This is a genomic window from Actinomadura sp. GC306, assembly GCF_004348665.1.
Classification (GTDB): domain Bacteria; phylum Actinomycetota; class Actinomycetes; order Streptosporangiales; family Streptosporangiaceae; genus Spirillospora.
Map to the genome: position 1 here is coordinate 1 of NZ_SMKM01000258.1, position 9,574 is coordinate 9,574.

At 70.3% G+C, this 9,574-nt stretch carries 8 protein-coding genes and 1 rRNA gene; 4 read left to right on the plus strand and 5 right to left on the minus strand.

The window, feature by feature from the left end:
• Positions 1-749 (minus strand): DUF4192 domain-containing protein (locus E1200_RS26945; protein ID WP_131954878.1); only part of this gene is annotated, 749 nt, incomplete at its 3' end.
• Positions 750-856: 107 nt separating this feature from the next.
• On the opposite strand from E1200_RS26945, the gene E1200_RS26950 reads away from it, so the two are divergent.
• Positions 857-2,974: an ATP-dependent DNA helicase gene (locus E1200_RS26950; RefSeq protein WP_243708854.1), complete on the plus strand. Its 2,118-nt coding sequence runs from the start codon at positions 857-859 to the stop codon at positions 2,972-2,974.
• Positions 2,975-3,006: 32 nt separating this feature from the next.
• Here E1200_RS26950 and E1200_RS26955 read toward each other — a convergent pair whose 3' ends face one another.
• A complete protein-coding gene (locus E1200_RS26955) occupies positions 3,007-4,218 on the minus strand; it encodes a pyridoxal phosphate-dependent aminotransferase (RefSeq protein WP_131954879.1) in 1,212 nt (403 codons plus the stop codon).
• Positions 4,219-4,443: 225 nt separating this feature from the next.
• Between E1200_RS26955 and E1200_RS26960 the strand changes: the two genes are divergently transcribed.
• The 3 genes from E1200_RS26960 (at position 4,444) to E1200_RS26970 (ending at position 7,192) form a co-directional block, all read left to right on the plus strand.
• Positions 4,444-5,151: a TetR/AcrR family transcriptional regulator gene (locus E1200_RS26960; protein ID WP_279485157.1), complete on the plus strand. Its 708-nt coding sequence runs from the start codon at positions 4,444-4,446 to the stop codon at positions 5,149-5,151.
• 55 nt (positions 5,152-5,206) lie between these two features.
• Positions 5,207-6,208, plus strand: a complete 1,002-nt coding sequence (locus E1200_RS26965) for a diiron oxygenase (RefSeq protein ID WP_131954881.1) — start codon at positions 5,207-5,209, stop codon at positions 6,206-6,208.
• 165 nt (positions 6,209-6,373) lie between these two features.
• A complete protein-coding gene (locus tag E1200_RS26970; protein ID WP_131954882.1) occupies positions 6,374-7,192 on the plus strand; it encodes an SDR family oxidoreductase in 819 nt (272 codons plus the stop codon).
• Positions 7,193-7,392: 200 nt separating this feature from the next.
• On the opposite strand, the gene E1200_RS26975 is transcribed toward E1200_RS26970, so the two are convergent.
• From E1200_RS26975 to rrf, 3 genes are all read right to left on the minus strand, one after another.
• The gene (locus tag E1200_RS26975; RefSeq protein ID WP_131954883.1) at positions 7,393-7,893 is read right to left on the minus strand and encodes a DUF523 domain-containing protein; all 501 of its coding nucleotides are present in this window, start codon (positions 7,891-7,893) and stop codon (positions 7,393-7,395) included.
• 278 nt (positions 7,894-8,171) lie between these two features.
• Positions 8,172-8,765 carry a DUF4291 domain-containing protein gene (locus E1200_RS26980; protein WP_131954884.1) on the minus strand — a complete coding sequence of 198 codons (594 nt, stop codon included), beginning with the start codon at positions 8,763-8,765 and terminating at the stop codon, positions 8,172-8,174.
• A gap of 690 nt (positions 8,766-9,455) precedes the next feature.
• Positions 9,456-9,572 (minus strand): 5S ribosomal RNA (rrf, locus tag E1200_RS26985).
• Positions 9,573-9,574: the final 2 nt, after the last annotated feature.

Genomic DNA, 9,574 nt, shown 5'->3' on the forward strand with positions numbered 1-9,574 from the left:
GGGACGTAGGGGGCCTCGACGCGGCGCAGGACGTCGCGCCAGAAGGCGATGGCGGCGGCCGGGGCGTCCTCGTCGATGCGGACCCATGCCTCGTCGCGGATGCGCAGGTCGGTGAGGAGTAGGCCGAGGCGGGCGACCTCGTCGTCGGTCGCGGCGGCGCCCTTGCCCGTGCGGGCCAGGAGGGCGAGGACGAAGGCGAGGCCCTCGCCAGGGGCGGGATCGGGGCGTCTCTCTGCGCGTTCCGTGGCGGCGCGCATGGCGGTGCGGGCGGGGCCGTCGAGCGGCTGGACGGAGCGGACGAGTTCGGACCGGTCGGCGAGTGCGACGTGCCCCGCGTACGTCGCCTGGGCGGCGAGGACGCTGGCGGATATGTCGTAGGGGGTGCCCTCGGCCGGGCAGCAGTCGTCCTCGCAGGTGAGCGACCACCAGCGCCCGTCGGCGACCCGGATCGCCTCGGCCGCGGGGACGCCCGCCGACTCCAGCGCCGCCCGCATGGCCGACGCCGACTCGCCGACCTCGCCCGGCGGCCCGTAGCCGAGGACGAGGGAGCGTGCGAAGCCGTTCCCGGCGAGGAGCGCCGCCACCTTCCCGGCGGCGTCGGCCGACGGTAAATCGAGCCTGACGGCGCAGGTGCCGTGCGCGCGGCCGTCGAAGCCGATCACGACGAGGCTCCGCGAAGGGTGGAAGCCCAGCAGGTAGGGGACGGCAGCGATCGCGTCCTGTGCCGATCGGATCACCAAGGGTGTCATGCCGTCGAGGTTCGCAGCGCGGCGGTCCGGCGGCCACCGGGTCCGCCGACTGTGGATAACTCCGGGGCGGACGCGGGTGTCCGCCGCGGACGGTAGCGTTGGGCGACGTGCCCGCCCCTGATCTGCTGACCGCCGGCGATACCAAGATCCCGGACACCGCGTCCCTGCTCGCGGCGGCCGTCGCGTCCATCGGCGGCGCCGAGCGCCCCGGCCAGGTGGAGATGGCCCGCGCGGTGGAGAACGCGATCGAGTCCGGCGAGCACGTCGCCGCGCAGGCGGGCACCGGCACCGGGAAGTCGCTGGCCTACCTGGTCCCCGCGATCCGGCACGCCGTGGAGAAGCAGACGACGGTGGTGGTGTCGACGGCGACCATCGCGCTGCAGCGCCAGCTCGTCGACCGCGATCTGCCGCGCCTCGCGGAGAGCCTCGGCCCGCTGCTCGGCACAGAGCTCAAGTTCGCGATCCTGAAGGGGCGCCGCAACTACCTGTGCCTGCACCGGGTGCAGACGGGCGTGCCGGAGGAGGACGACGGCCCGAGCCTGTTCGACCCGCAGCAGCTCTCCTCGCTCGGCCGGCAGGTGAAGCGCCTCAACGAGTGGGCCGAGGAGACCGGCACCGGCGACCGGGACGAGCTGGTGCCGGGCGTGAGCGAGCAGGCGTGGCGGCAGGTCGCCGTCACCGCGAAGGAGTGCCTGGGCGCCCAGCGCTGCCCGCACGGCACCGAGTGCTTCGCCGAGCTGGCCCGCGCGGAGGCGGGCGAGGCGCACATCGTGGTCACCAACCACGCGCTGCTGGCGATCGACGCGCTGGAGGAGTTCCAGGTCCTGCCCGAGCACGACGTGGTGATCGTGGACGAGGCGCACGAGCTGGTCGACCGGGTCACGTCCGTCGCCACCGGCGACCTGAGCGCCGCCGCGGTCGAGATGACGGCCCGCCGGTGCGGGCGGCTCATCGAGGAGGCGACCGCCGACCGCCTGAAGGAGTCGGCGGAGGGTCTCGGCATCCTCCTGGAGGAACTGCCCAGCGGACGTATGGACGTCCTCCCGCCGGCCCTGGGCAACACGCTCGCCGTCGTCCGGGACGCCGCGCACGCCTGCATCACGGCGCTCGGCCCGGAGAAGAAGGACTCCGACCCAGGCGACATGGCCGCGCGCAAGGCGGCACGGTCATCGCTCGAAGACCTGCATGAGACGGCCGTACGTCTCCTGGAGGCGTTCCAGCCCGAGATGGCCGATCGCTTCGACGTGGTGTGGCTGGAGAAGCCGTTCGTCCCGGACGGGCGGCCGAAGCGCCCACCGGCGCTGCACGTCGCGCCGATCGGGGTCGGCGGCCTGCTGCGGACAACGCTTTTCGAGCGGCGCACCGCGATCCTGACGTCGGCGACGCTGACGCTGGGCGGGTCGTTCGAGCCGCTCGCCCGGCAGTGGGGCCTGCCGCCGCTGAACGAGCGCGGCGCGGCGCGGGACGCGCTGACGGCCGCCGAGGGCCTCGCCCGCACGGCGACCGAGAAGGGCGAGGAGAAGGGCGAGGAGAAGGGTGACGAGTCCGAGGTCGTGTGGTCCGGGCTCGACGTCGGCTCTCCGTTCGACCACCCGAAGGCCGGCATCCTGTACGTCGCGCGGCATCTGCCGCAGCCGGGGCGGGACGGCCTCGCCGACGCCTACCTGACCGAGATCACCGAGCTGATCGAGGCGGCCGGCGGCCGGGCGCTCGGCCTGTTCTCCTCGATGCGGGCCGCGCGGCAGGCGGCCGACGAGCTGAAGGACCACCTGTCCCACCCGCTGCTGTGCCAGGGCGACGACTCCACGTCCCTGCTGGTCAAGCAGTTCGCCGAGGACGAGCGGACCTGCCTGTTCGGGACCCTGTCGCTCTGGCAGGGCGTCGACGTCCCCGGCCCCTCGCTGCAGCTCGTCATCATGGACCGCATCCCGTTCCCCCGCCCCGACGACCCGGTGTCGTCGGCGCGGTCCCGGGCGGTGGCAGCGCGCGGCGGCAACGGCTTCATGTCGGTCGCCGCGACGCACGCCGCGCTGCTGCTCGCCCAGGGCGCCGGGCGGCTGCTGCGGTCGATGGACGACCGCGGCGTCGTCGCCGTCCTCGACCCGCGGCTGGCGACGGCACGCTACGGCGGCTTCCTGAAGAACTCGCTGCCGCCGTTCTGGGCGACGACCGACCCGGCCGTCGTCCGCGGCGCCCTCCGCCGCCTCGACGCGGCCGCCTCCTAGCGGCGCGGCCGCCTCCTAGCGGCGCCGCGGGGTCAGCGGCGGTAGGTCTGCAGGAACTCCCCGATGCGGCCGATGGCCTCTTCGAGGTCGTCGGCGTACTGGAGCGTGACGACGCGGAAGTGGTCGGTGGCCGGCCAGTTGAACCCCGTGCCCTGGACGACCAGGAGCTTCTGCCGTTCGAGGAGGTCGTGGGCGAAGCGCATGTCGTCCTCGATGGGGTACATCTCCGGGTCCAGGCGCGGGAAGACGTACACGGCGCCCTGCGGCTTGACGCAGCTCACGCCCGGCAGGTCGTTCAGCAGCTTCCACGCCCGGTCGCGCTGCTCGCCGAGGCGCCCGGTCGGCAGGACGAGGTCGTCGATGCTCTGGTAGCCGCCGAGCGCGGCCTGGATGGCGTGCTGCCCGGGGACGTTCGGGCAGAGCCGCATGTTGGCGAGGATGTCGAGACCCTCGATGTAGGACTCGGCGTGCTCCTTCGGCCCGGACAGCACGACCCACCCGGACCGGAACCCGGCGACACGGTAGTTCTTGGACAGTCCGCCGAAGGTGAGGCACAGCAGGTCGGGGGCCAGCGACGCGATCGGGATGTGCTCGGCGTCGTCGTAGAGGATCCGGTCGTAGATCTCGTCGGCGAAGATGATGAGGTTGCGGCGGCGGGCGACCTCGACGATGCGCGCCAGCACCTCCCGCGAGTACACGGCGCCGGTGGGATTGTTCGGGTTGATGATGACGATGGCCCGGGTCCGGTCGCCGATCTTCGACTCGATGTCGTCGAGCGAGGGCTGCCAGCCGTCGTCCTCGTCGCACAGGTAGTGGACGGGCGTCCCGCCGCAGAGCGACACCGACGCCGTCCACAGCGGGTAGTCGGGCGCCGGGATCAGCACCTCGTCGCCGTCGTTGAGCAGCGCCTGCAGCGTCATCACGATCAGCTCGGACACACCGTTGCCGAGGTAGACGTCCTCGACGTCGATGCCGCAGACGCCGTTGTCCTCGAAGCGCTGCACGATGGCGCGGCGGGCGGGCAGGATCCCCTTGGAGTCGCTGTAGCCGTGCGCGTCCGGCAGGTTGCGGATCATGTCCTGGAGGAGCTCGGGCGGCGCCTCGAACCCGAACGGGGCGGGATTGCCGATGTGGAGCTTGAGGACGTTGTTGCCCTCGGCCTCCAGTTGCTTGGCGCGCTTGAGCACCGGGCCGCGGATGTCGTAGCAGACGTTGGCGAGCTTCCCCGATTGAGTGACCTGCATGGACTCACCCTACCGACGCGCGGCCCCGCGAAACTTGAGGCGCACGCCAAGATCCGTCCCCCTCCCGCGCGGGGCGGAGACGAGGCCCAGCTCCAGAGCGGCGCCCAACACGCGCGTCACCTGCCCTAAGGCACCGCGTCGGTAGTGGACCACTCGTCCAACTGTGATGCGGCCGACATACATGCAGGCTTGATTGCTTGTTTGTTCGCTCGTACCGTCGGAGACGTGTCAGTAAGCAGCCGCCGACGTCATGGACGCGGATCGTCAAGCCGCCGTACGCAGGAGGAACGCCGCTCCCGCACGCAGGCCAGGCTTCTGGAGGCCACCATGGAGTGCCTGGTGGACCTCGGCTGGTCCGGGACGTCCACCACGGAGGTCGCGCGCCGCGCGGGCGTGTCCCGCGGCGCGCAGCAGCACCACTACCCGACCAAGATGGTGCTCGTCGCGGCCGCGCTCGAACACCTGCTGGAAGCGCAGCGGCTGTCGTACGAGACGGCGTTCGCGGTACTGCCGGCCGAGCGCCGCAACGTCTCCGGCGCGCTCGACCTGCTGTGGGAGGTGTTCCGCGGCCGGCCGGCCAAGGCGCTCATGGAACTGGCCGTCGCGGCCCGCACCGACGACGAGCTTCGCCCCCTGTGCCGCGACCTGAACGAGCGGATCCTGGAGGTCATCCTGGAGACCTTCGAGCGGCTGTTCCCGGAGAACACGCTGCCGCCCGACTTCGTCCCGACGATGCTGCGCGGCGTGTTCGCGATGTTCGTCGGCCTGTCGATACAGAACGCCCTGGACGACGACGCGGACGGGCACCAGCGCGCCGTCCTCCGCCAGGTCAAGGACGTCGCCCAGCTGATCATCCCGGAGCCGGGACACCCGACCCGCGCCCCGATGCCCGACACGCCCGCCGAGGGCGGCGAGAGCCGCCCCGGCCCCTGACACCCCCGAACCCCGTCGGCCCGTCCGACAGCACCACCCCGAGGGAGCGATCGACATGCCGAAGGCCCCCACCGAACTCGCCGACGAGGTCCGCGAGAAGGTCACCGACAAGAAGTCGTACCTGGGCGTCATCGACCGCCTGAACAAGGCGTCGGTGGAGAAGCACTGGGAGGCTTACGCCGACATCCCCTGGGACGACCCCGAGTTCCAGGTCGACAAGAACGACCCCCGCTGGATCCTGCCGGCGACCGACCGGCTCGGCGAGACGGCCTGGTACCAGGCGCAGCCGCCGGAGATCCAGGCGCAGATCGGGCTGTGGCGCGTCGCCACCGCGATGAAGATCGGCCTGCAGTTCGAGAACCTGCTGAAGCGGGGACTGCTCAACTACGCCTACCGCCTGCCGAACGGCCGGCCGGAGTTCCGGTACGTCTACCACGAGACGACCGAGGAATGTCACCACGGGATGATGTTCCAGGAGTTCGTGAACCGGACGAAGATGCCGATCCGCGGCATGCCGCGCTCGCTCAGCCTCATCGCGCAGGCGGCACCGTGGATCCCGCTGGTCAGCACCGAGATGTTCTTCATCTTCGTGCTCGGCGGCGAGGACCCGATCGACTACGTCCAGCGCAAGCACCTCAAGAGCGGGCACATCAAGCACCCGCTCGAAGAGACGATCATGCGGATCCACATCGCGGAGGAGGCCCGGCACATCTCCTTCGCCCGGCACTACCTCAGGCACCGGGTCCCGAACATGACCCCGATGGCACGCCGGGTCCTCGGCATCGCGACGCCGATCGTCCTCGGCATCATGGCGCGGATCATGCTGTCCCCGCCCGGGCCGATGGTGCGGCACTTCAACATCCCGAAGGACGTCGTCCGGCAGGCGTTCAAGAGCGAGACGGCGCAGACCGAGATCTCCAACTCGGTCGCCAAGATCCGCGACCTGATGGCCGAGCTCGGCGTCATCGGCCCGGTCGCCAAGCGGCTCTGGAAGGCCTTCGGCATCTGGGACGAGCCGAAGAAGCGCCGCGCCGCCGCGACGCCCAAGGCCGCCTGACCCCGCACCCACCACGCCGCCGTCCTGCGGCCCCGCCCGGAGAGCGGGGCCGCAGGACAAGGCATGCCCCGCACCTTGTCGGCCGGACACGTATCGGCGGGGGTCGCGGACCCGTACAATTCCCGCAATTAAACGTTGAATACAATTAACCGAGCGGAGCGCTCAATGAGCATCGCGATCGTGACCGGAGGAGCGTCCGGCATCGGCCGTGCGATCGCCACGGCCCTGGTGGCCCGCGGCGACACCGTCGTGGTCACCGACATCAACGCCGAGGGCGCCGCGAAGGTCGCCGACAAGCTCAACACGCTCGGCAAGGGCAAGGCGACGTCCGCCCACCTCGACGTGGCGGACGCCGAGGCCGTCACCACCCTCTACAAGAGCGTGCGGGCCGACCACGGCCGCCTGGACCTGGTCTTCAACAACGCCGGCATCGGAATCGGCGGGCTCGCCGAGGAGCTCACGCTCGACCACTGGAACCGCGCGATCGACATCAACCTCAAGGGTGTCGTGCACGGCGTCCACGCCGCCTACCCGATCATGCTGGAGCAGGGGCACGGGCACATCGTCAACACCGCGTCCCTCGCCGGTCTCGTCCCGATGCCGATCGGCATCCCCTACACCGCCACCAAGCACGCTGTCGTGGGCCTGTCCCTCGGGCTCCGCGCCGAGGCCGCCGGCCGCGGCGTCAAGGTCAGCGTCGTGTGCCCGAGCTTCGTGGACACCCCGCTGCTGCACAACATCAATCCGGACCTGCCGGAGACGGCGCTGAGCGGCGACGCCACCGCCGACATCTCCAAGGCGTCGCCGCGCTTCTACACGGCCGAGAAACTGGCCCGCGACGTCCTGCGCGGCGTCGCCAAGAACCAGGCCCTCATCGTCGCCCCCCGCCACGGCCGCATCGCCTGGCGCGGCGTCCGCCTCAACCCGGGCGCCGCCGTCCGCATCGCCCAAGTCGCCGTAAACCGCATCCGCGCGGAGAAGTAACCGCCCCGCCCACCGAACAACTGCGGTCCAGCGCCCCGCCCCGGGCCGCCGGGCAGATGCAGGGCCGGCATCCCGCACTATTGTCACCGGCGGCCGCATGTCACCGGCAGCCGACAACAGGCGCCCGGCCCTGCGGGTGCCAGGATCTCGATCCCGTTAGATGCGCTCGTCCAGGCGGGGTGCCCTGTGAGGCCACCTGGTCAGGAGCCGGTTGTCTCCAGGGTCCGCAGGAGAGCGTCGACGGTGGCTAGGTCGGTCTCGTTGAAGACCTGGATGCCTGCTCGTTCCAGGAGGGCCGTTGTCACGCCGGCTCCCGGCACGGGCGCTCCGGTGAAGGTGCCGTCGTAGATGCGGCCGCTGCCGCAGGAGGGGCTGCTCTCCTTGAGGAGCGCGATCCGGGCACCGGAGCGGCGGGCCGTGTCGAGGGCCAGATGGGCGCCACGTAGGAACTCGGTGGTCACGTCATCGCCCGCGTCGGTGCGGACGCGGGCGGTCCCGTCCAGGACGGCATGCCCGTCGCCGCCGACGATTTCGGCGGGTGGACGGGGCACTGCCAAGCCGCCCGACACCTCAGGGCAGAACGGGACGAGGCGCCCCTCCGCACGCCAGCGTTCGAAGAGGTCGGCTCCGACCGGCTTGGCCGCGCCGTCATAGCGGACGCGCCGACCCTCCAAACACGAGCTGACCAGGATGCGTTCCACCCCTCCAGGTTATGCGTCCAATCAGCGCCCCAAGGATGTGGCGTCGCTACTGGAGGATGCGGCAGGTCCATCGCTGTCGGTTTGGTGTCCCGGCATCATGTCGGGCGGCAAGACACCGAGAGATAGCGCGGCGAAGGGCGTGCCCCAACCGCTCCCCCGCCTCCGCAGGAGGCTGAGTCGCAGCCATAGACAGTCACGGCGCCCGTATGCGGCGCCGGCAATTCACAGCCCTATCCGCTCTCACGAGCCGCTGCAGAGTGGCGCAATGGGCTAACGGGTCATCCCCGCAAGTGGGCAAGCAGGTCGTCGCCGGCAGGGTAGGGACGTTCCACAGGCAGCAGCCGCGCTGTCGACTCCAAATCCCGGCCGCGGACGAGCTCACGGACCTCGTGGGCCAGTGGTGTCACGTCCTTTATCGAGACCGTCCACTCGTCTGCGTAACGTCGCGCGGCCGCACCGCGGAGCCCCAACTGCAAGGAGCGATAGGGCAGTGACCGCAGATGTAGGTCCCGCTCGGGGTCCCACTGGACACGGGCCACCGCACCCTTGAGCTGACGCTGCCAGGTGCCGCGATCGGCGTGCAGACCAGCCACATAACTAGAGAGACATGAATGACGCAGCGCCCACTCGAAACCCTCACGAGTGATCTCGACGGCGAGGACCGTCTCCTGCCCTGCCTTCGTCCCCCAGCCACTCCGGTACATCATCCATAGGAAGGACGGCTTGATCCAGGTCATTCGCGTCCGGCTCCACGCCTCGGGGAACCGGCCATCCTGAACCGCAGGCAGCCCGATGGCCGGCGAGTAGGCCTGGTAGACGGTGATGGTGAGATCCGTGTAGAGCGCCCGAATCCGGTGCAGTGGTTCTTCCATGCCGGACAGAGTCGCCCCTTCCCCTCCGACCGGCCACTCAATTTCCAAGCACCGAGTCCCCCGCATCAGACGAACATCCCATATGCGTCGGGCCCGTGCGAAGATTCCAGCCGCCGTAAGCGGCAGCCGCCCAACAATGACCACAGGCATATCGATGCGACGCAGGAGCTGTCCACGTTCGCTGCAACTGCGTCACGGCTGGGGGGAGCGACGGGACGAGGCCGAGGATCGTCAGCAGGGTCGTGGGAAAGACGACGATCCAGAAAGGCTGACGGGTTCACGGAGTGGCCCGTTGCGCCGCACGTTCGCCAGCAGCCACGCCCGCGCCGCAGCTGTGATGTGGCTTGTCCGTGGCTCGTCCATTCTGATCAGCGCCGGGAATCGGTCAGAGCTGCTCGCCGCTGTCGGATCCTGGTCCGATGTTGCGGCGGCCGCTCATCGGTTTGTGGCCGGCACCGCGATGAAGGGCCTGGTGCCGTCGCGTCAGAGCTCGGGATGGCGGCGGTGTCGAAAAGTGCCCCGGCGTGCAGACATTCACCCGCCTGTGACGGTGAACACTTCCGGGTAGGGTCGCTCTTCAGCACCGCCCTAACCGTCGTGGTCCTGTGGGCCGTCTTCGCCGGCCGGAACACCCGCCCCTGGAAATGAGAAAGGGCCCCGCCAAAAGGCGGGGCCCTTCCTGCAATATGAGTCCGGCGGCGTCCTACTCTCCCACACAGTCTCCCATGCAGTACCATCGGCGCTGAAGAGCTTAACTTCCGGGTTCGGAATGGAACCGGGTGTTTCCCCTTCGCCAAAACCACCGAACG

Coding starts and splice junctions, on each gene's coding strand:
- E1200_RS26955 (WP_131954879.1), bottom strand. CDS start 4,218: ATGCAGGTCACTCAATCGGGGAAGCTCGCCAACGTCTGCTACGACATC.
- E1200_RS26965 (WP_131954881.1), top strand. CDS start 5,207: ATGCCGAAGGCCCCCACCGAACTCGCCGACGAGGTCCGCGAGAAGGTC.
- E1200_RS26970 (WP_131954882.1), top strand. CDS start 6,374: ATGAGCATCGCGATCGTGACCGGAGGAGCGTCCGGCATCGGCCGTGCG.
- E1200_RS26980 (WP_131954884.1), bottom strand. CDS start 8,765: ATGGAAGAACCACTGCACCGGATTCGGGCGCTCTACACGGATCTCACC.